Here is a 22,956-nt window from a genome sequence, read left to right as displayed (position 1 = left end):
CCACCTGGGGGAGGTGCCTCGTACGCCATGCCGGTGCCACGCCCGCTCCGGGAGCGCTGCCGGGAGTTCCTCGGGATCGACGGGGAGATCCGCTACATCTTCCCCGCGCTGGCCTTCGGCGGCGGCGCGGGTTTCATCTTCGTCGTCACCGACGACCAGGTCGCGGTGATCTCCACCGGCGCGGTGAGCCGCGGCACGCCGCGCAGCGTCTGGGGCAGCTACCCGCGCGGCACCCGGATCGGCCCGGTGGAGACCGGCGTCGGCGCCTCGTTCGAGTTCGGCGGCGCCGTCTTCGAACTGGACGACGAGTACGTCCCGGTCGTCAACGCCGCCGACGCCGAGATCTTCGCCCGCGACAGCCTCCCCCGAGACCCCCTCCCCGACCTTTGAAACACGGGTCGGGCGGCCGGAGGCCGTCCGACCCGCCGACGCGGACGACCGGAGCGACGCAGCAGACGCCCGTGACAGGCAGGACAGACCGCAACGGCGTCGTGAGGATCGTCCGCGTCGCAACGGGGGTTCCAGGGGGTCGCCCCCCTGGGAGTTACTGCGTGACGGGTTCGCTGGTCTTGGCCTTGGCGGGCTTGGAGGTGGACGGGCTGCGGAGGAACAGGGCCATGACCGAGATCAGGTAGGCCGCCCACATGATGAGCTGGAGCCAGGTGACCTGCGGGGTGACGTTCAGGACGCCCTGGAAGACCGTCTGCAACCAGTCGCCCGCGTCGCCGAACTTGGCGAAGAAGGCGTGCGGCTCGATGGCGACGGAGCCGAGGCCGGGGAAGACCTCGGCCTCCTGGAGGTCGTGGAAGCCGTAGCCGAACACGCCCGCGGCGACGACGATCAGGGCCGCGCCCGTCCAGGTGAAGAAGCGCTTGAGGTTGATCTTGAGGCCGCCGCGGTACAGCAGGTAGCCGAGCGCGACGGCGACGGCGAGGCCGAGGAACGCCCCGATGATCGGCTGCGTGGACCCCTCGGACGAGTTGGAGATGTTCGTCCAGAGGAACAGCGCGGTCTCCAGGCCCTCGCGTCCGACCGCGAGGAAGGCGACGGCGGCGAGCGCGATCGGGCCGACGTTCAGCGCGCCCTCCAGCTTGCCCTCCAGCTCGGCCTTCATGAAGCGGGCCGTCTTGCGCATCCAGAAGACCATCCAGGTGACGAGCCCGACCGCGATGATCGACAGGATGCCGCCGAACAGCTCCTGGGTCTTGAACTGCATCTCCGAGGACGCGGCGCTCAGCGCGATACCGAACCCGGTGGCGAGGACGACGGCGAGCGCGATGCCCGTCCAGACGGGCAGGAGGGCGGCGCGGTTGCCGGTCTTCACCAGGTACGCGATCAGGATGCTCACGACCAGGGCGGCCTCGAGCCCTTCTCGCAGCCCGATGAGGAAGTTGCCCAGTAGCATCGCGCGCTCCTCCTGATCACACACCCGTGTTTAGGCAAACCTAACCTAAGCCAGTGTGTTCCTCTCGCCCGCCCCTGACAAGATGTCCGGAACGCGAACCTCAGCCTTCCTTGTGCTCCAAGCGGTGGAAGGCGCGGGCGATCGGTTGAGCGGTCAGCTCTATCTGCCAGCGGCGGGCCCCGAGGTCGTGCAGCACGGCCGCGACGGCGGACGGGGACGCCTCGTCCGGCGGCGTCCAGGCGAGCCGCCGGACGGAGTCGGGCTGCATGAGGTTCTCCGACGGCATGGAGTGCTCCTCGGCGAGCCCGGCCACGACGGCGCGGGCGGCGGTGAGGCGCTTCGCGGCCTCCGGGTCGCGGTCGGCCCAGCGGTGCGCGGGCGGCGGCCCGTCGCCGGGCACGGTCGGCTCCGGCAGCTTGCGGTCCGACAGCGCGCGGGCGCGGGCGACGGCACGCAGCCACGCGGACTGGTGCCGCCGGGCGCCGCGCCCGCGCATGGTCGGCAGGGCCTGCAGCTCGGCGGGCGTGCCGGGGGTCTGCTGCGCCAGCTCGATGATCGCGGCGTCCTGGAGCACCCGGCCGGGGGACAGGTCCCGCTCGCGGGCGATCTTGTCGCGGGCCTCCCACAGCTCGCGGACGGTGGCGAGCGCCCGCCGGTTCCGCACCCGGTGGATGCCGGACGTCCGCCGCCACGGGTCCGGACGGGGCGGCTTCGGCGGCGTGGTGAGGATCGCGGCGAACTCCTCGAGCGCCCAGTCCAGCTTGCCCGCGTCCGCCAGCTCGACCTGGAGGGCGTCGCGCAGCTCGACGAGCAGCTCGACGTCGAGCGCGGCGTAGCGGAGCCAGTCCTCCGGGAGGGGGCGGGTCGACCAGTCGGCGGCCGAGTGCCCCTTCTCCAGCAGGAAGCCGAGGACGTTCTCGACCATGGACCCGAGGCCGACGCGAGGGTAGCCGAGCAGCCGCCCGGCCAGCTCGGTGTCGAACAGCCGGCGCGGCACGAGCCCGACCTCGGCGAGGCAGGGCAGGTCCTGGTTGGCGGCGTGCAGGACCATCTCGGCGTCGGCGAGCGCGGCGTCCAGCCCGGACAGGTCGGGCTGGGCGATCGGGTCGATCAGCGCGGTCCCGGCGCCCGCGCGGCGGAGCTGGATCAGGTAGGCGCGCTGCCCGTACCGGTAACCGGAGGCCCTTTCGGCGTCGACCGCGACGGGGCCGGATCCCGCGGCGAACGCGGCGATGACACGTTCCAGTTCCGCCGCATCGGTGACCACGGGCGGCACGCCCTCGCGCGGCTCCAGCAAGGGGACGGCCGGGGGGCCGTCGCCCGACTCGCCCTCGGGCGGCCGGACGGCCTGCTCTGGAACGGTCCCTGGCCGCGTCGCGGCCGTGTTCTCCGCGCCGGCGTCCCGCTCGGGCCCGGTCGCGCGCGTTTCGGACACTCCCACTGAACCTTTTTCATCCTCGGATCGACGAGCCGTTCGAGGCCCTGCGGAACACCGGCGGACGAAATCGGCAGCCTGCTCGCGTGTGCTCCCCCGCCTCGGTTCCGGACGCTGTGGTCACGCCCCCTACCGTACGTCGCTCAACCGCCCGCGCCGCCAGGGCGGTCCGGCAGGGCGGCGACGCCGGACGGCGGGAGACCCGCCGTGGTGCACATCACCTCGCACCACGCCGCCACGTGCGGGGCGAGGTCGTCGCCGGTCGGGGACCAGGAGGCGCGCAGTTCGAGCTCCGTCGTGGACGGCTCGCCCCGCTTGTCGCCGAAGCTCTCGGACACGGCGCGGGTGATCGTCCCGGAGACGCCGGCGAACCCGGCGGGCTCCAGCGCTTCGAGCAGCCAGTCCCACGCGACGGTGCCGATCAGCTCCTCGGCGGCGATGTCGGGCTCCAGGTCGGCGCGGATGTAGGCGACGACGCGGAAGCCGTTCGTCCAGCCGCCGCGGCCGTCGGGATCGTAGAGGACGATGAGGCGGCCCATGGCGATCTCGGTGTCGTCGTCGCGGTAGACGCTTCCCGACAGGGCCGCCGCGTACGGCGCGAGGCTCTGCGGGGCGGGCATGTCCTCCAGGTCGAGCTCCGGCCGGAGGCCGGGCCCGTCGAGGATCTCGCGCAGCGTGTCGAGCGCCCGCTGGAACGCAGGTGGGTTCATGGGTGGACCGGCCTGGGTGCGGGGGAGTGGTCGGGTGCGGGGGCGGGACTCGGGTCGGTGATGCCGGACATCGGAGCCGCCGCGGGCGACGGCCGGGGGACGCGGAGGGGAAGCAGGCACGGCACAGGTGGTTTCGTCTCGGGGGCCGGGCCGGTCAGGCCACGGCTCGCACGGTGGCGGCGCGGCGGTCGGCCGGGCCGGGCGCTCGGGGGAGGGCGGAGGCGGCGGGCGAGGACTCGGTGACCGGCGCGGTCACCACCGAGCCGACCAGGACGGCCGAACCGCATTCGACGCACGCCCGCTCGGGACATTCCTCGCCATGACCGTCCGGACACGGCGGTGGCTCGAACACACGTTCATCACCGCAGGTGGAACAGTACAAGGGGGACCTCCCTCGGCTATGACACGCATCACGTTCGCACGCGCCGGTGACAGAATGCGGGACTTCGCTCGGCGTGTCCGGAAGTTCGTGCCGCTCAGGGGGGCGACCGGGTGCTTTCCCACCGTCCGTCCATGGGACGATCGCACGGTGACCGCAGACGCATCCCGCACCGACGACGCGAACGCGAGCCCGCCCGAGGGCGGCGGCCTCGCCGAGAGCCCCTTCCTGCTGGCCTGCCGCCGCCGGCCCGTGCCGCACACGCCCGTGTGGTTCATGCGGCAGGCGGGCCGGTCGCTGCCGGAGTACCTGCGGGTCCGCGACGGCGTCCCGATGCTGGAGTCGTGCGCCCGGCCCGACCTGGTCGTCGAGATCACGATGCAGCCGGTGCGCCGCTACGGGGTGGACGCGGCGGTCTTCTACAGCGACATCATGGTGCCGCTCAAGGCCATCGGCGTCGACCTCGACATCAAGCCCGGCGTCGGGCCGGTGATCGCCGACCCGATCCGGGACGCGGCGGGCCTGGCCGGGCTGCGGCCGCTCGTCCCGGACGACGTCCCGTACGTGACTGAGGCCGTCCAGGGCCTGGTCGGGGAGCTGGGCGCGACCCCGCTGATCGGGTTCGCGGGCGGCCCGTTCACGCTCGCCTCGTACCTGATCGAGGGCGGGCCGTCCAAGAACCACGAGCGCACCAAGGCCATGATGTACGGCGAGCCCGAGCTGTGGGCCGACCTCATGTCCCGGCTCGCCGACCTCACGATCGCGTTCCTGAAGGTGCAGGTCGCGGCCGGGGCGAGCGCCGTGCAGGTCTTCGACTCGTGGGTCGGCGCGGTCGCCCCGCAGGACTACCGCGAGTCCGTGCTGCCGCACACCCGCCGGATCTTCGCCGAGATCGAGCCGCTCGGCGTGCCGCGCATCCACTTCGGCGTCGGGACGGGCGAGCTGCTCGGCCCGATGGGCGAGGCGGGCGCGGACGTCGTCGGCGTCGACTGGCGCGTCCCGCTGGACGAGGCCGTCGCCCGCGTCGACCCCGGCAAGGCGCTGCAGGGCAACCTCGACCCGGCGATCCTGTTCGCGCCGTGGGAGACCGTCGAGCGCCGCGCCCGCGACGTGCTCGCCCGCGGGCGCACCGCCGAGGGGCACATCTTCAACCTGGGGCACGGGGTGCTGCCGTCCACGAACCCGGACGTGCTGGCCCGCCTCACGGACCTCGTCCACGAGGCGAGCACAGAGGACGCGCCCTAGCCGGCCGGGCTCTCCGAGGACGAGGGGGCGGGCGGCGAAGGGCGGCGGCGTCCGAACCGGGCGCGCAGGCGGCGCCGGAAGACCAGCGCCGGGACGCCGAGCACCGCCGCCGCGACCAGAAACGGCAGCAGCCAGCCCAGCAGGACGGCGACGCCGCCCGCGAACGCGGTCAGCGCGTGCCAGCCGTCGCCGAGCGCGCCGACGAACCCGCCCCTCTCGTCCTTCTTGCCGGCCGGGACGGACTCGCCCACCAGCAGCACCGTCACGGTCGCGAACTGGGTGCGGTTCTTGAGGGCCTTCTGCCGCGCCTGGAGCGCCTCCAGGTCGGCCTCGCGCCCGGCGATCTCGTTCTCGATGTTCATGATCTCGGTGATCGAGCTCGCGCGTCCGAGCAGCTTGCGGTAGGTGTCCAGGGTCGCCCTGGCGGAGCGCACGCGGGCCTCGACGTCCGCGACCTCGCCCGTGACGTCCTCGGCCTCCTGGGTGAGGGACAGCTTCGAGCCGAGCTGCGTGCCGAGCTGGTCGAGCACCTCGCCGTACCGGGCGACGGGGATCTTCAGCGTGATCTCCGAGCGGGCCGGGTCGGTCGAGCTGGACTCCCGCTCGACGTAGCCTCCGACCGCGCCGACCAACTGCTTCGCCTTGGTCGCCGACGCGTCCACGTCCTTCGCCCGGACCTGGAGCCGCGCTGTGTGGACGACCTCGCGCCCGGCGTCCAGGGGCGCCTGCGGGCGGGGCGAGCCGCCGCGCTCGCCGGTCCGGCCCCCGGCCGTGCCGTTCCCCGTGCCGCCCGCCGTGCCGCCCGCCGGGGCGCGTTCGGCGCTCGGCGCGGCCGGGGCCCCCGCCACGCCGCGGTCGGCGGACTCCGAGCCTCCGCCGGAGTCGCCGCCGCCCCCGCACGCCGCCAGCGTCCCGGCGACCAGCAGGACGGCCACGACGTGGGGGACGCGCGCCCGTCTCATGGTTCCCGATCCGTTCCGCACAAGCCCGACGATCTCCATGGCGCTTGGACGAGGTGGCGCGAACCACCGTTCCCGTGCCCGAGTCGCGATACGGGCACGAACGAGGCGCGCCGCGATCACGGCGGCGAGCGCGCACGCCCTGGCACCCGCTCTGGCGCACGCCCGCCCCGGTGCGAGGTCCGGCGGGTCGTCTGGGAGGCTGGAGGACATGAGCAGCTCCCGCGCCGTCAAGACCGCTCCGGCCGCGCACGCGGTCGTCGTCGGGGGCGGCGTCGCGGGCCTCGCCGCCGCGCGCCTGCTCGCCCGCGACGGCGTCAGGGTCACGGTCCTGGAGGGCTCCCCGCGGATCGGCGGCAAGCTGCGGGTCAGCGAGATCGCCGGGATCCCGGTGGACGAGGGCGCCGAGTCGATGCTCGCCCGCCGTCCCGAGGGCCTCGACCTGGTCGGCGCGCTGGGCCGGGCCGACGACCTCGTGAACCCCGGCACCACGTCCTCGGGGATCTTCAGCCGGGGGGCGTTGCGGCCGATCCCGGCCGGGCAGGTCATGGGCGTCCCGTCCGATCTGCGGGCGCTCGCCGCCGCGCAGGTGCTGTCCCCGGCCGGGCTGGCGCGCGTGCCGCTCGACCTCGTGCTGCCGGAGACTCCGCGCGGCGAGGACGTGTCCGTCGCCGAATTCATCGGCGCTCGGGTGGGTCAGGAGGTCGTCGACCGGCTCGTCGAGCCGCTGCTCGGCGGCGTCTACGCGGGCCGCGCGGAGCTGCTGTCCTTCGACTCGACGCTGCCCGCCGTCGCCGCCGCCGCGCGCGCCCACCGGTCGCTGATCAACGCCGTGCAGGGCATCAGGGCCGCCGCGCCCGCGAACCAGGGCCCGGTGTTCGCGACCCTCCCGGACGGCCTCGGCACCCTCCCGCACCTCGTCGCGGACGACATCGCCGCCGCGGGCGGCACGGTCAGGACCGGCGCCATGGTCCGCGAGCTGCGCCGCCGCGACGGCGGCTGGCGGCTCACCGTCGGCCCCGCCCGCGACCCCGAGTACCTCGACGCCGACGCCGTGGTGATCGCCGTCCCGGCGGCCCCCGCGTCCCGGCTGCTGGAGGCGGACGTCCCCGCCGCGGCCCGCGAGCTGGCCGGTATCGACTACGCCAGCATGGCGATCGTCACGCTCGCCTACCGGGCGGAAGCGTTCCCGCGCCCGCTGGAGGGGAGCGGGTACCTCGTCCCGGCCTTGGAGAGCGATCCCGAGCACGGCGGACGGGGTGTCAAGGCCGTCACGTTCAGCTCGGTAAAATGGCCTCACTTGCGAGACCGCGACCCGGGCATCCTGGCGGTGCGGTGCTCCATCGGACGGTTCGGCGAGGAGCACGTCCTCCAGCGTCCGGACGAGGAGCTGGTCGCCGCCGCGACCGCCGAGCTCGCCGCGACCTGCGGCGTGTCCGGGGCGCCCGTCGAGAGCCGGGTGACCCGGTGGGGCGGCGGCCTCCCGCAGTACAACGTGGGCCACGCCGACCGCGTGGCCAAGGTCCGGGCGGCGGTCGCCGCGGCGCCGGGGCTCGCCGTCGCGGGCGCCGCCTACGACGGGCTCGGCATCCCCGCGTGCGTCGCCTCGGCACGCGCGGCGGCCGCCCGGATGGTCGAGCATGTGCGCAGCCGAGAAGGAGCAGACCATGACGCAGCCGGCGGGCAGGCCGAAGGCACGCGAACTCAATGACGTCATCCGCTACACCATGTGGTCGGTCTTCCGCGTGGCGAAGCCGGGGACGGTCGGCGAGCGCGACGCGGCCGAGGTCCAGGACCTCCTGGACCAGGCCGCCGAGAAGGACGTGACCACCCGCGGCGCCTACGACGTCGCCGGGCTGCGCGCCGACGCCGACTACATGTTCTGGTGGCACGCGCCCACGTCCGACGACCTCCAGGAGGTCTACACCCGGTTCCGCCGGACGGCCCTCGGCCGCGCGAGCGAGCCGGTGTGGTCGCAGATGGCGCTGCACCGCCCGGCGGAGTTCAACAAGAGCCACATCCCGGCGTTCCTCGCGGAGGAGGAGCCCCGCGCCTACGTGTGCGTGTACCCGTTCGTCCGGTCGTACGAGTGGTACCTGCTGCCGGACGAGGAGCGCCGCGCCATGCTCGCCGAGCACGGCAAGATGGCGCGCGAGTACCCGGACGTCCGGGCCAACACGGTCGCGTCGTTCGCGCTCGGCGACTACGAGTGGATGCTGGCGTTCGAGGCCGACGAGCTGCACCGCATCGTCGACCTGATGCGCCACCTGCGGGCCGCGCGGGCGCGCGTGCACACCCGCCTTGAGGTGCCGTTCTACACCGGGCGCCGCAAGCCGGTCGGCGAGCTGGTCGCGAACCTGGCCTAGCCGTCCCGGCGACTCGTTCGGCCGTCTCGGCGGGGACGGGCCGAACGGACGGCTGATCGGCAGTAGGGTGCGGTCCGTGACCGAGTCTCCCGCCCAGTCCTCCGCCAAGCAGCAGTCCCGCGGCCGGCACGCGAAGCCGCCGTCCGCGCTCGCCGTCCGCTGGAAGCGGCTGGTCGCGTCGCGGCGGCGCCGGCTGGTCCTCGCCGGGGCCGGGCTCACCGCGGCGGCGGCGCTCGCGGCGGGCGCCGCGCTGGCACTGCCCGGCGGTGGCGGCGGCCCGGGCTCCGCGTCCAGGACGGCCGCCGAGGCCCGCGCCGCGGCGTCGCCGTCCCCGCACGAGCAGGTGGACGCGGTCGGCGACCCCGACGAGGTCACCGACGCGGTCCCCTACTTCGAGACGAAGGACCCGGGCAAGAAGGTCGTCAAGCACGTCACGGACGTCCGGCGCAGCGGCAGCTTCGTCCGGGTCTACACCGACCTCAAGGAAGAGGACGAGAACTCCAAGCCCGCCCTCGACCTCTGCAAGTGGACGACGCAGTTCCTCAAGGACGGCGGCGACGACGAGCCCCGCGTGTTCGTGCACGGGGAGAGCGACGACAACGGCAGCGTCATCCTCGCCAACAAGCAGAGCGCGAAGGACTCCTGCGAGGTCAGCGAAACCCCGTAGCAGTACCCGCGGCTACTCGGCCGGCTCGAGGGTCAGCGAGATCGAGTTGATGCAGTACCGGTCGTCGGTCGGGGTGGCGTAGCCCTCGCCGTGGAACACGTGCCCGAGGTGCGAGTCGCACACCGCGCACCGGACCTCGGTCCGGACCATGCCGAGCGAGCGGTCCTCGATCAGGGTGACCGCGTCCGAGTCGGACGGCGCGTAGAACGACGGCCAGCCGCAGTGGCTCTCGAACTTGGTCTCCGAGCGGAACAGCTCCGTCCCGCAGGCGCGGCAGCGGTACACCCCGACCGTCTTCGTGTCGGTGTACTCGCCGGTGAACGGCTTCTCGGTGCCCGCCTCCCGCAGCACGCGGAACTCCTCGGGCTTCAGCTCGGCCCGCCACTCTTCCTCGCTCTTGCGGATCTTCTCCATACCTCGAACGTACCCGGCTCCCCGTCCGAGCCGCCTGTCCGACCTGTGGGTTAACGTGCTTGCATGGCCTCGCCCTACATCGAGATCCCGGTCGGGGATCGGCTCGTCAAGGTGTCCAACCCCGACAAGGTCTACTTTCCTGAGCACGGCTACACCAAGCGCCAGCTCGTGGAGTACTACATCGCCGTGGGGGAGGGCATCCTGCGCGCGACCCGGAACCGTCCGACGACGCTGGAGCGCTGGCCCGCCGGCGTCTTCGAGGGCGCCCGCATGGCCACCCGGGAGGACTACGCCCGCGGCCAGGCGGGCTACGGCGCGGGCAAGTCCGACGCGTTCTACCAGAAGCGCGTGCCGAAGGGCGCGCCCGACTGGGTCCGCACGTCGAAGATCGCGTTCCCGAGCGGCCGCTTCGCCGACGAGGTGCGCCCGACCGAGGTCGCCGTGATCGCCTGGGCGGCCAACCTCGGCACGCTGACGTTCCACCCGTGGCCCGTCCGGGACGGCGACGTCGACCACCCGGACGAGCTGCGCGTCGACCTCGACCCGCAGCCGGGCACCGACTTCTCCGACGCGGTGCGGGTGGCGCTCGGCCCGGCCCGCGAGCTGCTGTCCGAACTCGGGCTCACCGGGTTCGTCAAGACGTCCGGCAAGGGCGGCGTGCACATCTACGTGCGGATCGAGCCGCGCTGGACGTTCACCGAGGTCCGCCGGGCCGCGCTCGCGTTCGGCCGCGAGGTGGAGCGCCGCGCCCCCGCCGACGTCACCACCCGCTGGTGGAAGGAGGAGCGGGGCGAGCAGGTGTTCATCGACTACAACCAGAACGCCCGCGACCGGACGATCGCGTCCGCCTACAGCGTCCGCCCGGCCCCGCACGCGCCCGTCTCCGCGCCCGTGACCTGGGACGAGCTGGCCGACGTCGATCCGCACGACTTCACCATCGCGACCATGCCCGCCCGGTTCGCGAAGGTGGGCGACCTGCACGCCGCCATCGACGACGAGGCGTTCTCCCTGGAGGGCCTGCTCGACCTCGCCGACCGCGACGAGCGCGAGCACGGCCTCGGCGACATGCCGTATCCGCCGAACTATCCGAAGATGCCGGGCGAGCCGAAACGCGTCCAGCCGAGCAAGGACACCGACAACCGCTCCTGAGGGGAATTTCCGGCCGGATGCCCGGCTTGACCGGGGAGTACGCATTCGATCGATCAAGAAGAAGGCGGGCCCATGTCCGGCACGGAGTCACTGCTGAACGTCAGGTACCTCGGGGGGCCGAGCGCCGTCGTGCGCATCGGAGGGGTCCGGCTCGTCACCGACCCGACGTTCGACCCGGCGGGCGACTACCCGCTCGGACCGCGCACGCTGGTCAAGACCTCCGACGCCATCACCGGACCGGGCGACATCGGTCCCGTCGACGCCGTGCTGCTCTCCCACGACCAGCACCCCGACAACCTCGACAAGGGCGGCCGCGCGTTCCTCGCCGACGTCCCGCTGACGCTCACGACCGAGACCGCCGCCGGACGGCTCGGCGGCACCGCCCGCGCGCTCCCGAACTGGGAGGACGTCGAGATTCCGCGTCCCGACGGGGGGACTCTCCGCGTGACGGGCGTGCCGGCCCAGCACGGTCCGGACGGCACCGAGCACATCACCGGTCCGGTCACCGGGTTCGTCCTGTCCGGGGACGGGTTGCCCACCGTGTACGTGAGCGGCGACAACGCGTCCCTGGACGTCGTCCGCGCGATCGCCGACCGGTTCGCGCCGGTCGACGTCGCGGTGCTGTTCATGGGCGCCGCGCGGAACCCTGCCCTCGACGGCGACCTCACGCTCGGCAGCGTCGCCGCGGCCGAGGCCGCCGGGATCCTGCGGGCGGGGCAGGTCGTCCCGCTGCACTTCGAGGGCTGGGCGCACTTCACGGAGGGCCGCGACACGATCGCGCCCGCGTTCGCCGCCGCCGGCCTCGACGCCCGGCTCCACCTGCTCAAGCAGGGCGAGGAGATCGGCCTCTGACACCCCGCGGGCCCGCCGCCCCCGGAGGGGTGGGACGGCGGGCCCTTTCCCCTTGAAAAGCGGGGCTCCGGCAATGGCGTGTGTCGAATTTCACTGACCGGTCCTGGCCGGGACGGGTTTCGCTCGATGAGCTGTCGCTGTCGCATCAATTGATCAACTTGGGCATTTTTAGCGTCTGTTAGCGGGCGCTTTTGTCATTTACCGTGCTGTCCGTTCATGTGTCGCCCGTCGACGTCTCCCAGAAGGAGCATGATGGACCAGTCGCACAATGGCTCTTCGCGCCGCAGGTTCCTCGGCATGGCCGCGTCCGCGACTTTGCTGCAGGCCATGACCGGGGTCGCGCCGGCGCACGCGGCGCCCGCGCCCACCGGCGCGGCGGTGCCGCCGCGCAAGGGGGGCCGGCGGGGGACCGTCGCGATCCTCGGCGCCGGTGTCAGCGGGCTGACCGCCGCGCTCAGGTTCATCGAGGCGGGGTACGCGGTGACCGTCCTGGAGGCGCAGGGACGGGTCGGCGGCCGCAGCTTCACCGCCCGCCGCGGCGACCGGATCACCGAGGTGTGGGCGGACGGGTCGGTCCGCACCCAGACGTGCCGGCTGGACCGCGGCCTCTACGCCAACCTCGGTCCGGCCCGGCTCTCCTTCGACGACCAGCGGGTCTTCGGGATGTGCCGGCGCCTCGGCATCCAGCTCGAACCGTTCCTCATGCAGAGCGCCAGGAATCTGTACCAGACCGATTCGGCCTGGGGACGGGCGCCGGTGCCGCGCGCCCGGATCTCCAACGACGTCCGCGGATTCGTCGCCGAGCGCGCGGTGGCGGCCGTCCGAAAAGGGCTGCTCGACGGTGAGCTGAGCGGCCCGCAGCGCGAGAAGCTGCTCGGCCTGCTGGACGAGTTCGGCGACCTTGACGCGACCGACCACGCCTACAAAGGCTCGCTGCGCTCGGGAATCGCGAAACCGCTGAGCGTCACGCAACAACCCGAGAAGCTCGACCCGCTCTCTCTATCGGACGTGTTGGCCAGTGAATTCTGGGACCACTATTTCTACTGGGACCTCGGATTCGGCTACCAGGTCACCATGTTCCAGCCGGTCGGCGGAATGGACGCCATCGTCCGCGGAATAGCCGCGGCGCTGCCCGCCGGAACGGTCACGCTCAACGCGCCCGTCCATGCCGTCAGGGCCGCCGAGGACGGGGTGCGCGTCGCGTGGAAGGACGCCGGCGGCGAGCACGACACGAGGTTCGACTACTGCCTGAGCAGCATTCCCGTCCCGGTGCTGAGGACGTCCGTCGAACTCGGCGGGTTCTCCGCCGAGTTCGGTCGCGCCGTCGCGGGCGTCGAGTTCGCGCCCTCGTGCAAGATCGGCTGGCAGGCGAACCGGCGGTTCTGGGAGTCGGACGAGTACCGGATCTACGGCGGCATCAGCCTCATCGACAACGAGATCACGCAGATCTGGTACCCGTCCTCCGGCTACTTCTCCCGCGCGGACAAGGGCGTCCTGCTCGGCGCGTACGCGTCCTACGGCAACGGGCGCAAACTCGGCGACCGCCCGCACGCCGAGCGGCTGGAGACGGCCCGCGCCGCCGGGGCGCGGCTGCACCCCGAGTTCGCCGACCGGTCCGTGATCCCGGACGGGCCGGGCATCTCCGTCGCCTGGCACAAGGTGCCCTACCAGCTCGGCGCCTGGGCCGACTGGGACCACACCCTCCCCGAGCACCGGGAGCGGTACGAGACCCTGGTCAACGTCCACGGGCACGGCAACTTCATGGTGATCGGCGACCAGGTCAGCCCGCTGCCCGGCTGGCAGGAGGGCGCGATGATGTCCGCCGACTGGGCGTTCGAGTCGCTCACCGGCGGCCGGCCCGCGGACCGCGTGACCGTCCACCGGCCCCCCGACTCGCGGCTGCTGACGACCGGCCGCCAGCGATCCGGCCGCTGACGCGGCGAGGCCGCCGCCCGCGAGCGGGCGGCGGCCTCTTCACTTCTTCACGGGATCAGGAGAACCTGCGCTCCTGGACGGGCAGCGTGACCCCGGACGGGCCCTGCCACGGCGCCAGCGACTTGGGCGCGACCAGCGGGCCCAGGTGCCGGCCGCCCGCGACCACCGGGACGGTGATCGAGCTGCCGCGCAGGTCGACGGTCGCCTTCGCGCCCGTGGCCTTCTCCTGGTTGTAGTCGGCGTCCGTGCCGGCGAGGACGAGGGCCACCCGGTGCCCCTTCTTGAACACGTACTCCTGGCTGAGCGTCGTCCACTTGACGTCGTAGTAGCGGCCGGGCACGAACGGGCTCGGCTTGCTCAGCGAGGTGGCGTTCTGGGCGTCCAGCCAGCCGCGCGCGACCACGTTCACCGCGGATTTCACCGTGGTGACCTGCGTCTGCTTGTAGCAGCCGTCGTCGTCGGCCGTGCTCTCACCGTGGCAGTCCTCGGTGGTCAGCGTCTTGATGCCGGAGCCGGCGCCGAGGTAGTCGACGCGGGTGTCGTCGCCGTAGTCGACGAGCAGCGCGGTCAGGTTGGCGGTCGGCTTGTCCAGCTTGACGCGCAGCGTCGCCTCCGGAGTCCCGGACAGGCGGCCGGTCTGCGGCAGCGGTTCGGACACGAACGCGGTCCGGTACGGCTGCGCCGTCCCCGGGTCGCTGACCAGCGTGCCCTCCGGGTAGCCCGCCCCGGCCGCTCCCGGCGCGTCGGTGAACGTCGCCGTGGCACCCTCCGGGGCCTGCTCCGTGCCGAGCGTCCCGTTCGCCCCGGGACGCAGGGTGAGCGACTGCGCGTTGGGGGCCGGCCAGTCCGCCTGGGTGATCCACTGGTCGGGGCCGACCTCGATGTCGGCGCTCGGCGCCTTCATCACCTTGTTGCGGACGTTCAGCAACTCGTGGTCGAACCACTGGTGCAGGGTGTTGACCCAGTCGTCCCGGCGGATGTCGAACGGGTCGACGTGGCCGCGCTGGGACAGCCACACCTTCCGCTCGACGCCCTGCTTCTTGAGGCCCTCCCACCAGAGCGCGAAGTTGTTGTCCTTCACGTTGAGGTCGTTGACGCCGTGGTAGGCGAAGACGCTGGCGTGGACCTTGCTGAGGTCCGTGATCGTGCCGCTGCGGTAGTCGGTGGTCTTCCAGTAGTCGTTGTAGTTGCCGGTGGCGTCGTCCTCGCCCTGGTCCAGGGCCGCGCGGACGGCGGCGCACTTGGCGGGCGGGTCGGTGTCGACGTAGTCGGCGAGCCAGGGCTGCTCGTCGTCGGTGTACTTCACGCCGTTCATCCGGCTGTAGTCGTACCAGCCGCTGATCGCCGAGATCGGGACGATCGTCTCCAGCCCCTGCACGCCGGTGGCGGCGACGCCGTTCGCGAGCGTCCCGTCGTAGGACTTGCCGATCATGCCGGTGCGGCCGGTGGTCCAGGTGGCCTTCGCCTCGCTGCCGTCCGGCCGGAACGCCTTCGCGCGCCCGTTCAGCCAGTCGACCACGGCCTTGCCGCCGAGCACGTCGGACGGGCCGCCGCTGACCGGGCAGCCGTCGGACTTGGTCGTCCCGATCATGTCGGCGGCGAGGTAGGCGTAGCCGCGCGGGACGAAGTAGTTGTCGAAGAACAGCGGGAACTTGAGCGGGTTCCCGTTCGCGTCGTAGGTCTTGCGCTCGCTCTCGTTGCCGCGTCCCGCGTTGTCGTAGTACGGGCTCTCATCCATGATCACCGGGACCTTGAGACCGCTCTCGGTCTCCTTGGGCCGGATGATGTCGACGTTGACGCGGTCCTTCTTGCCGTCGCCGTCGCTGTCCACGCTCGACTCGACGTAGACGTGCTCGCGGATCGCGTCCTTGTAGGAGAAGACCGCCTGGGTCACGCCGTGCTTCACAACGATCTTGGGGGGCGGCTTGGCGAACGCCGTCGCGCCGCCCCCCGCTCCGGCGAGCGCCGCGCTGGTCAGCACGGCCACCGTCATCGTCCGCCGGGTCCGTCTCAGGGATCGCCTGGCCAAAACCCGCACCTCCCGACTCAGATAATGATCTCTACGGGGGCACAGGGTCCTCGCCCGCGGACGCCGGGTAAAGGGCGGCGCTCGCCTAACTCGGACCGGATTTGGTCATCTCCTGCCCTTGCCATCCGGGCGCCCGGCCCTTCGCGCGGTTGACCGCCGACAGCACGGCCCGCACCGACGCCGCGAGCACGGACGTGTCGCGTCCCGCGCCCCAGGACGTCACGCCGTCCACGCGGCACTCGGCGTAGGCGACGGCCGCCGCGTCGTGGCCCGACTCGGTCGAGTGCTCGACGAACCGGAGGACGTCCGCCTTCACCCCGGCGGCGCGCAGCGCGTCGGTGAGCGCGGCGATCGGGCCGTTGCCGACGCCGGTGTGCTCGCGCTCGTCGCCGTCCACGCGGATCACGCCGGTGAAGTCGTGCCGCGCGGGGCCGGTGTGCGCCGTCCGCCACTGGACGAGCGCCACCGGGCCGGTGCGGTCGAGGTACTCGGCGCGGAACAGGTCCCACAGCTCGGCGGCGGTGATCTCCGCCCCGCTGCCGTCCGCGGCCTTCTGCACGACCTGGGAGAACTCGATCTGCACGCGGCGCGGCAGCTCCAGCCCGTAGCCGGTGCGCAGCAGGTAGGCGATCCCGCCCTTGCCGGACTGGCTGTTCACCCGCACGACCGCCTCGTAGCCGCGCCCGACGTCGGCCGGGTCGATCGGCAGGTACGGGACGTCCCACGGCAGGCTCTCCGGCGGGACGCCCAGCTCCGCCGCCCGCGCGGCGTGCCGCGCCATGCCCTTGCCGATGGCGTCCTGGTGCGTCCCGGAGAACGCGGTGTAGACGAGGTCGCCGCCGTACGGGTGGCGCTCGTGGACGGGCAGCCGGTTGCAGTGCTCGACCGTCCGGCGGATCTCGTCGACGTCGGAGAAGTCCACCATCGGGTCGACGCCCTGCGCGTGCAGGTTCAGCGCCAGCGTGACGAGGTCGACGTTGCCCGTCCGCTCCCCGTTGCCGAACAGGCAGCCCTCGACGCGCTGCGCGCCCGCGAGCACCGCCAGCTCGGCGCACGCGACGCCCGTCCCGCGGTCGTTGTGCGGGTGGACGGACAGGATCACCGCGTCCCGCCGCGTCAGGTTCCGGTGCATGTACTCGATCTGGTCGGCGTAGACGTTCGGCGTGGCGATCTCGACGGTGGCGGGCAGGTTCAGGATCACCGGGCGGTCGGGGGAGGCGTCCCACAGCGCGGTGACGGCGTCGCACACCTCCAGCGCGTAGTCGGGCTCGGTGAGGTTGAACGTCTCGGGGGAGAACTCGAACCGGACGCCGGGGCGGGCGAGCCGGGCCACGTCGGCGGCGCCGTCCAGGATCAGCTTCCGGACGCCGTCGCGGTCGGAGCCGAGCACGACGTCCCGCCAGATCGGGCCCGTCGCCGTGTACAGGTGGACGACCGCCCTGGGCAGCCCCTCGATCGACGCGAACGTCCGCTCGATCAGCTCGGTCCGCGCCGGGGTGAACACGACGGGGGTGACGTCGTCCGGGATCCCGGTCTCCGCCAGGTGCCGGACGAAGCCGAAGTCGGTCTCGCTCGCCGACGGGTAGCCGACCTCGATCTCCTTGAAGCCCATCGCGACGAAGAGGTCGAACATGCGGCGCTTGCGGGCGGTGTCCATCGGCTCGGCCAGCGCCTGGTTGCCGTCGCGCAGGTCGACGGGCACCCACAGCGGCGCGGCGGTGAGCCGCCGGGACGGCCACGTCCGCTCGACGTCGGGCGCGGGCGACGGCACGCGGTCGTGGATCGAGCGGTAGCGGTGGAACGGCATCGAGCTGCCGCGCTGCGGGTTCCAGAAGGGCGTGCCCTCCGGCACGGGACCGGACGGGGTGCGCAGGGTCGGGAAGTTCATGGGGCTCTGTCCTCAAGATCGCCGGACGACCGGCGGCGCCGGACCCCGCGGCGGGGTGCCGGTCCGGATCAGGCCCCGCCGCGGCGGCCGAGAAGAAGGACGCGCCACGCCATGCCCGCCACCCTACTCACACCTCAGCTCCTCAGACAAGCTGAGCGGCGGCTAGACTCGGCGGACACTTACGAGGCACCACCGCACAGCACTCGGCGGAGGAGAAACCGCATGGCGCTCGGCCCGCTCCGTCCCAGCCCGCTCGTCGAGCAGGCCGCCGACCGGCTCCGCGACCAGATCGCCGCCGGAACCTGGCCGGTCGGGACGAAGCTCCCCGGCGAGACGACCCTCGCGAAGGAACTGGGCGTGGGCCGCTCGACCGTCCGCGAGGCGCTGCGGGCGCTGGCGGGGGCGGGGCTCGTCCAGGCCCGGCACGGCTCCGGCGTCTTCGTGACCGCCACCGAGCCGGACGAGGACTGGCCGACCCGGCTGCGCCGCGCGTCCGTCGCCGACGTCTACGAGATCCGCATGATGGTCGAGGTGCGCGCCGCCGGGCTGGCCGCGGACCGGCGGACGCCGTCCGACCTCGCCGCGCTCGACGCCGCCCTCGCCGCCCGCGACGCCGCCCTCGCCGGACCCGCCGTCGAGGCGTTCATCGACGCCGACATCGCGCTGCACACCGCCGTCGTCGCCGCCGCGGGAAACCCGGTGCTCGCCGACCTGTTCGCCGGGTTCGTGCCCGTCCTGCGCGAGGGACTCCTCGACCTCGCCGCCCTGGTGGACGTCCGCGCCGCCGACGCGGCGCACGGCCGCGCCGCCCACGCCGCCCTGGTCGAGGCCGTCCGCGATCGCGACGCCTCCGCCGCCGGGCGCATCATCGAGGCCGAGCTCCGGCAGACCCTCGCCGCCCTCCAGCACACCCCCTGACGCGACGGCCGGTGACCGTAGCACTACCGAAGCGGCCCTCGGGGTGATCCGGAGTGAACGTCCGAATGCGGTCAGTGTGGCGGATGACGCGGTGCCACCCGAAGCTGATCACTCACAATCCGTATGTTCACCGAGCAACAGGGGTGTGAGCGGAGACATCCGCTGAAGGTCGTACGAATACCGAAAACAGGGGCATTTGCGTGACGGTGACACAGGGCCGTGCGGTCGGCCCACCGGACCTTTTCGATCGCGGCGAGACGGTGGAACGGCTCCGGGCCCTGGCGGCGGAGGAACGCCTCGGCGGACGGTCCTCCCAGCTCGGCCGCTTGGCCGACGACATCGACGCCGACCGGGACCTCGAACGCTGGGCCGCCGTCGACCTGTACGCGGCGTTCCTGCGCGAGGACACCGTCGGCGACCGCGCCGAGCCCGCGTTCCGGCGGCGCGCCGGGGCCGTCCTCGACCTGCTGCCCGCCGTGCTGATCTTCCTGCCGATCATGCTGACCTGGATCGGCCTCTACAAGGCGACGAGCGCCTACCGGAAGAGCCGTGGGGACGCCTCCCTCGTGGGCAAGTCGTTCCTCGAACAGTGGCAGACCGGCTTCAACGGCAGGCTCGGCGGCGGGTTCTACTTCGACCGCATCGCGCTGTGGACGCTGCTCGCCATCGGCGTCCTGATCACCATCTCGCTGGCGCAGGCGCTGCTCCGCAGGGCGTCCGACCGGGCCGACGCGCGGGAGCGCGCCCGGCTCGGCCGCGACCTCGCGGGCGCGCTCACCGCCGCCGACTTCCACCTCGGCCGGTTCCGGCTGGACGACGCCTCCCGCGTCGACGGCGCGGCGCGGCGGCTCGAAGACGCGGCCGAGGAGGCGCGGAAGGCGGGCACGGCGGCCGGCGACCTGCAGCGCGAGGCGCAGCGGGCCATGGAGCGCGTCGAGACGCTCGCCGCCGCCCTGCTGAAGAGCGACGACGCCGTCCGGGCCGCCGCCGAGCGGATCGGGGACGCCACCGAGGGCGTCGGCCGCCGCCTGACCGAGGTCTCGGCGGCCAGCGCGTCCGTCGCCGAAGCGGCGGCGGAGCTCGGCCGCTCCGCGGCCGCCGACTCCGAACGGCTGCGCAAGGGCGTCGCGGCGGCCGCCGTCGAACTGCGCACCGCCGCCGACGCCGACCGCGAACGCCTCGGCGAACGCATCGCCGCCGCCCTCGACAGCAGCGGGGCGGCCCTGCGCGCCGCGCTCGACGACTGGCACACCGAGGGCGCCCTGTACTCGCACCGCCACGAGACCACCGCCGACCACCTCGGCCTGATCGTCGGCCGGGTCGAGGAGCTCATGGACCGCACGTCCCGCGCGCTCGGCGGGATGGAGCCCGCCCTTCAGGACTTCGAGGACGGCGTGTCCGCCGCCGTCAAAGGGATGCGGATGGAGCTGGACCGGCTGCTCGACGGCATGCCCCTCGCCGACAAGCGCGCCGACGCCGTCATCGCCGAGTTCGCCGAGCTGCGCCGGTCGATGGACGACCTCGGCGACCGGCTCGCCCGGACGGGCGGGCGAAGGCGCTGGCTCCGGTGAACCTGCGAGTGGCCGTCACCGCCATCGCGGGCTGGCTGTTCGCCGACCTGCTGCTCGCGTTCGCCATCGTCGTGCTCGGCACGCAGGACCCGCCGCCGCGTCCCGTCGCGCAGCCGTCCCCGCCGCCCCGGCAGGCGCTGGAACGCGGCTTCGTCAAGGTCACGCTCTCGGTCGACCCCGACGACGCCCGCGCCGGACGGCAGGGCGCGGTCGAGGCCCTGCGCCGCGCCATCCAGGCGAAGCCCCGCCTGCGCGGCCGCAAGGCGGGCATCGTGCTGACCTTCGGCGCCCAGAACAACGGCGGCGAGGCGTTCGCCCGCGACGTCAACCACCTCCTCGAACGCGCCGACGGCACCCTCTTCGCCAATGTCGCCACCCGCGACTTCCAGCTCCTCGGAGCCTCGGGCGGCGAGGTGATGCTCAACATCTACCTCTTCTACAAGAACTGACCCAGGGAGCCCACGGATGAGCGAACAGGTCCTGCCCTTCTACCTCGTCTGCGACGAATCGTGGTCGATGGAAGGACCGGACGGAGTCGACGCGATCAACGGCTGCCTACCGGATCTGCACAGGGAGATCGGCAGCAATCCCGTGGTCGCGGACAAGACCCGTTTCTGCATCATCAGCTTCAACCACGAAGCCCAAGTGCTGCTGCCGCTCGCGGATCTGAGCGAGCTGACGACGATGCCCGCGATGTCCGCCAACGGCGGGACCGAATACGGCACCGTGTTCAACCTTCTCCGCAGCACCATCGAGCAGGACGTGGCGCGGCTCAAGCAGGACGGACACCAGGTTCTGCGGCCCGCCGTCTTCTTCCTCAGCGACGGCCAGCCCAACGACTCCGCCGACTGGCATGTGGCCTATCAGCGGGTCATCGATCCGTCCTGGAGCGCTCGACCGAACATCCTGGCTTTCGCCTTCAATGAGGCTGACGAGGGAATCATCAAGCAGATCGCCACAGTTCGGGCCTTCTCCTATAACGGCACGCTCAAGCCCGCGCAGGCGTTGCAGGAATTCGCGCAGTCGTTGATTCGGTCGATCGTCAGGTCTGGGACGTCCGGTGGTGCGGATGGCGGAATGACCCTTGCCATGCCGGACACGGTTCCCGGCTTCACGACCATTCCCGCCGATGTCGTCTGAGCGGCTCGTGCCGGATCGTCCCGACGACGAATGGCGGCCGGTGCTCGGGACGGTCGCGCCCGCCCCGCCGCAACTGCCGGGCGAGGTGTTCGAGCACCCGCCGTCGTATCGCAATCCGCATCCGATGGGCGGGGTTCCGCGCGGGCTTCCGCGATCGGACGAGGCCGTCCCCGACACGGTCCTCGACGGCGCCGACTTCGAGCGCCTCGTCGTCCGGGCCGCGTCCCTGCGCGGTGACGAGCACCGCTACTACGGCGAGCCGCGCCAGGACTCGGTGGCCCTCTGGCCGGTGACGCTCGCGGGCGGCGACGCCTTGGTGGCGTGCGTCGCGGACGGCGTGGGCAGCCAGCCGAACTCGCACCGGGGTTCCGCGCTGGCCTGCGCCTACCTCCGCGAGGAGGTCGAAAAGCTGCCCAAGGACTGGACGTGGGATCACGTCGACGGGTTCGCCGCCACCGCCAGATGGATCGCCATGGCGATGGAGAACTGGGCGCACAGGCACGACCTGCCGCCCGCGTCGCTGTCCACCACGCTCGTGGCGGCGGTCGTGGAGGTCGCCCCCGCCGACGGACGCCACCGGTTCGAGGTGCTGCGCGTCGGCGACAGCCCGGCCTACCTCCTGCGCAACGGGGAGCTGACCGAGTTCGCCCCGCCGCGTTCGTCCGAAGGCGGGATCCTGGACACCGCCACCGACGCCCTCCCGAGTCATCCGTCCGCCGTGCGCACGGTGAAAGGTGATCTGGGCAAGGGCGAGGTGCTCATGCTCTGCAGCGACGGCCTGTCGAACCCGATGCGGAGCGACGAGGTGCGGGCTCAGCTCCAGGAGTGGTGGACCCGTTCCGACGAGCCGCCGGGCATCCTGGAATTCGGCTGGCAGCTCGGATTCAGGGCGAAGTCCTTCGGTGACGACCGCTCGGCCGTCTGTGTCTGGGCCAGGTAGCGCGATGTGGCCGAGCGGCGGCGACCTGCGGCTGGCCGACCTCTCGCTGGGCGCGGAGGTCGGCTCGGGCGGGCAGGGGAAGGTCCACGAGCTGCTCGGGGCGGGCGGCGGCCACGTGTTCAAGGAGTACCTGCACCCCGCGACGGTGAACGGCGCCGCCCTGAAACGCCTCGTCGAACTGCCCGCCGACCTGAACCAGACGCACCGTGAAGCGCTGCTGCGGCAGACCGCCTGGCCGCTCGCGCGCGTCCTCGACCGCGGGCACGTCAGGGGCTTCGTGATGCGGCTCGTCCCGGCGGAGTTCTGGGGGAGGGCGGCCCCCGGGCCGAAACTCCGCGAACTCCAGTACCTCCTCTACGAGCCGAAGGCGCTGTGGGGCGACATCGCGCCACCGGACGCGGCGGGACGGCTGGAGATCGCGCGCGGGACCGTGTCCCTGTTCCGGCTGCTGCACGCGAACCGGCTCGTGGTGGGCGACGTGTCGATGAGCAACCTGCTCTGGTCCCCGGCGGGGAACGTGTTCCTGCTCGACTGCGACGGGATCCGCGAGACGGGGGAGAAGCCCGTCATGGCGCAGCCGTCCACCCCGGACTGGGACGACCCGGAGCAGCCGTCCACCGGCCCCGACCTGGACACCGACCGGTACAAGCTGGCCCTGCTCGTGGCGCGCGTCCTCGCGAAGGCGTCGGCGCTGCGTCCGGGTCAGCCGGTGCCGTTCGCGGCGGGCGTCCCGGACCGGATCGCGGGCGAGGTGTCCGAGCGGTTCGCCGAGGCGGCGCGGCCGCGCGGGCTGCGGCCGGACGCGGCGCAGTGGGCCAGGGCGCTCGACGAGCGCGGCGTGATCGAGCTCGACCCGCTGCCGCCGGTCCGGAGGCCGCCGTCGCTGCCGCAGGCGCCGCTGGACGGCCGTCGGGGGCAGCGGCCGATGATCCAGTTGCCCCCGGCGTAGCGGCG

The 22,956-nt window shown here is 72.8% G+C and carries 22 protein-coding genes; 14 read left to right on the top strand and 8 right to left on the bottom strand.

The window, feature by feature from the left end; genetic code table 11:
* The first annotated feature begins 27 nt into the window (after positions 1-27).
* Positions 28-390 (top strand): hypothetical protein, encoded by a 363-nt coding sequence (locus FXF65_RS24485; RefSeq protein ID WP_148352351.1) that lies wholly within the window; start codon positions 28-30, stop codon positions 388-390.
* A 154-nt stretch (positions 391-544) separates the two neighbouring features.
* Here FXF65_RS24485 and efeU read toward each other — a convergent pair whose 3' ends face one another.
* The 4 genes from efeU to FXF65_RS24465 form a co-directional block, all read right to left on the bottom strand.
* Positions 545-1,405: an iron uptake transporter permease EfeU gene (efeU, locus tag FXF65_RS24480; protein ID WP_148352350.1), complete on the bottom strand. Its 861-nt coding sequence runs from the start codon at positions 1,403-1,405 to the stop codon at positions 545-547.
* Positions 1,406-1,505: 100 nt separating this feature from the next.
* A complete protein-coding gene (locus FXF65_RS24475) occupies positions 1,506-2,702 on the bottom strand; it encodes a ribonuclease D (RefSeq protein WP_222868741.1) in 1,197 nt (398 codons plus the stop codon).
* Between the two features lie 281 nt (positions 2,703-2,983).
* A complete protein-coding gene (locus tag FXF65_RS24470) occupies positions 2,984-3,550 on the bottom strand; it encodes a DUF3000 domain-containing protein (RefSeq protein WP_148352348.1) in 567 nt (188 codons plus the stop codon).
* 154 nt (positions 3,551-3,704) lie between these two features.
* Complete coding sequence (locus tag FXF65_RS24465; RefSeq protein ID WP_148352347.1) at positions 3,705-3,902, bottom strand: hypothetical protein; 198 nt, start codon at positions 3,900-3,902, stop codon at positions 3,705-3,707.
* A 255-nt stretch (positions 3,903-4,157) separates the two neighbouring features.
* Here FXF65_RS24465 and hemE point away from each other — a divergent pair, with 255 nt between their 5' ends.
* Positions 4,158-5,174 carry a uroporphyrinogen decarboxylase gene (hemE, locus tag FXF65_RS24460; protein ID WP_378232779.1) on the top strand — a complete coding sequence of 339 codons (1,017 nt, stop codon included), beginning with the start codon at positions 4,158-4,160 and terminating at the stop codon, positions 5,172-5,174.
* Here hemE and FXF65_RS24455 read toward each other — a convergent pair.
* Positions 5,171-6,136: a DUF4349 domain-containing protein gene (locus FXF65_RS24455; RefSeq protein WP_187412480.1), complete on the bottom strand. Its 966-nt coding sequence runs from the start codon at positions 6,134-6,136 to the stop codon at positions 5,171-5,173. The genes hemE and FXF65_RS24455 overlap by 4 nt on opposite strands.
* A 208-nt stretch (positions 6,137-6,344) precedes the next feature.
* Between FXF65_RS24455 and hemG the strand changes: the two genes are divergently transcribed.
* The 3 genes from hemG to FXF65_RS24440 all read left to right on the top strand — a co-directional run bounded on the left by hemG (position 6,345) and on the right by FXF65_RS24440 (position 9,166).
* Positions 6,345-7,844: a protoporphyrinogen oxidase gene (gene hemG / locus FXF65_RS24450; RefSeq protein ID WP_148352344.1), complete on the top strand. Its 1,500-nt coding sequence runs from the start codon at positions 6,345-6,347 to the stop codon at positions 7,842-7,844.
* Positions 7,801-8,499: a hydrogen peroxide-dependent heme synthase gene (hemQ, locus tag FXF65_RS24445; RefSeq protein ID WP_222868718.1), complete on the top strand. Its 699-nt coding sequence runs from the start codon at positions 7,801-7,803 to the stop codon at positions 8,497-8,499. The genes hemG and hemQ overlap by 44 nt, the downstream gene beginning before the upstream one ends.
* A gap of 76 nt (positions 8,500-8,575) precedes the next feature.
* Complete coding sequence (locus tag FXF65_RS24440; RefSeq protein WP_148352342.1) at positions 8,576-9,166, top strand: hypothetical protein; 591 nt, start codon at positions 8,576-8,578, stop codon at positions 9,164-9,166.
* A 12-nt stretch (positions 9,167-9,178) separates the two neighbouring features.
* Here FXF65_RS24440 and msrB read toward each other — a convergent pair whose 3' ends face one another.
* The gene (gene msrB, locus FXF65_RS24435) at positions 9,179-9,580 is read right to left on the bottom strand and encodes a peptide-methionine (R)-S-oxide reductase MsrB (RefSeq protein WP_148352341.1); all 402 of its coding nucleotides are present in this window, start codon (positions 9,578-9,580) and stop codon (positions 9,179-9,181) included.
* Positions 9,581-9,643: 63 nt separating this feature from the next.
* Here msrB and FXF65_RS24430 point away from each other — a divergent pair, with 63 nt between their 5' ends.
* From FXF65_RS24430 to FXF65_RS24420, 3 genes are all read left to right on the top strand, one after another.
* Positions 9,644-10,729, top strand: coding sequence for a DNA polymerase domain-containing protein (locus FXF65_RS24430; protein WP_148352340.1), 1,086 nt, complete (start codon positions 9,644-9,646; stop codon positions 10,727-10,729).
* 72 nt (positions 10,730-10,801) lie between these two features.
* A complete protein-coding gene (locus FXF65_RS24425) occupies positions 10,802-11,581 on the top strand; it encodes an MBL fold metallo-hydrolase (RefSeq protein WP_148352339.1) in 780 nt (259 codons plus the stop codon).
* 327 nt (positions 11,582-11,908) lie between these two features.
* Positions 11,909-13,516, top strand: coding sequence for a flavin monoamine oxidase family protein (locus FXF65_RS24420; RefSeq protein WP_187412479.1), 1,608 nt, complete (start codon positions 11,909-11,911; stop codon positions 13,514-13,516).
* 55 nt (positions 13,517-13,571) lie between these two features.
* Here FXF65_RS24420 and FXF65_RS24415 read toward each other — a convergent pair whose 3' ends face one another.
* Positions 13,572-15,509, bottom strand: a complete 1,938-nt coding sequence (locus FXF65_RS24415) for a Xaa-Pro dipeptidyl-peptidase (RefSeq protein WP_148352337.1) — start codon at positions 15,507-15,509, stop codon at positions 13,572-13,574.
* A gap of 121 nt (positions 15,510-15,630) precedes the next feature.
* A complete protein-coding gene (gene leuA, locus FXF65_RS24410; RefSeq protein WP_148352529.1) occupies positions 15,631-17,352 on the bottom strand; it encodes a 2-isopropylmalate synthase in 1,722 nt (573 codons plus the stop codon).
* Positions 17,353-17,655: 303 nt separating this feature from the next.
* Here leuA and FXF65_RS24405 point away from each other — a divergent pair, with 303 nt between their 5' ends.
* The 6 genes from FXF65_RS24405 (at position 17,656) to FXF65_RS24380 (ending at position 22,951) form a co-directional block, all read left to right on the top strand.
* Positions 17,656-18,351, top strand: a complete 696-nt coding sequence (locus FXF65_RS24405) for a FadR/GntR family transcriptional regulator (protein ID WP_148352336.1) — start codon at positions 17,656-17,658, stop codon at positions 18,349-18,351.
* A 200-nt stretch (positions 18,352-18,551) separates the two neighbouring features.
* Positions 18,552-19,922, top strand: coding sequence for a coiled-coil domain-containing protein (locus tag FXF65_RS24400; RefSeq protein ID WP_148352335.1), 1,371 nt, complete (start codon positions 18,552-18,554; stop codon positions 19,920-19,922).
* Positions 19,919-20,371, top strand: coding sequence for a hypothetical protein (locus tag FXF65_RS24395; protein ID WP_148352334.1), 453 nt, complete (start codon positions 19,919-19,921; stop codon positions 20,369-20,371). Before FXF65_RS24400 ends, FXF65_RS24395 begins: the two co-directional genes overlap by 4 nt.
* 16 nt (positions 20,372-20,387) lie before the next feature.
* Entirely contained in the window at positions 20,388-21,062 is a 675-nt protein-coding gene (locus FXF65_RS24390; protein ID WP_148352333.1) for a vWA domain-containing protein, read from the top strand.
* Positions 21,052-22,002 (top strand): protein phosphatase 2C domain-containing protein, encoded by a 951-nt coding sequence (locus FXF65_RS24385; protein WP_148352332.1) that lies wholly within the window; start codon positions 21,052-21,054, stop codon positions 22,000-22,002. The genes FXF65_RS24390 and FXF65_RS24385 overlap by 11 nt, the downstream gene beginning before the upstream one ends.
* 4 nt (positions 22,003-22,006) lie before the next feature.
* Complete coding sequence (locus tag FXF65_RS24380) at positions 22,007-22,951, top strand: hypothetical protein (protein ID WP_148352331.1); 945 nt, start codon at positions 22,007-22,009, stop codon at positions 22,949-22,951.
* The last annotated feature ends 5 nt before the right edge of the window (positions 22,952-22,956 follow it).

Origin of the sequence: Actinomadura syzygii (genome assembly GCF_008085905.1) — a bacterium.
Lineage (GTDB): Bacteria > Actinomycetota > Actinomycetes > Streptosporangiales > Streptosporangiaceae > Spirillospora > Spirillospora syzygii.
Note: the sequence above shows the minus strand (reverse complement) of the source record. Positions and strands in the feature narration are given on the sequence as shown.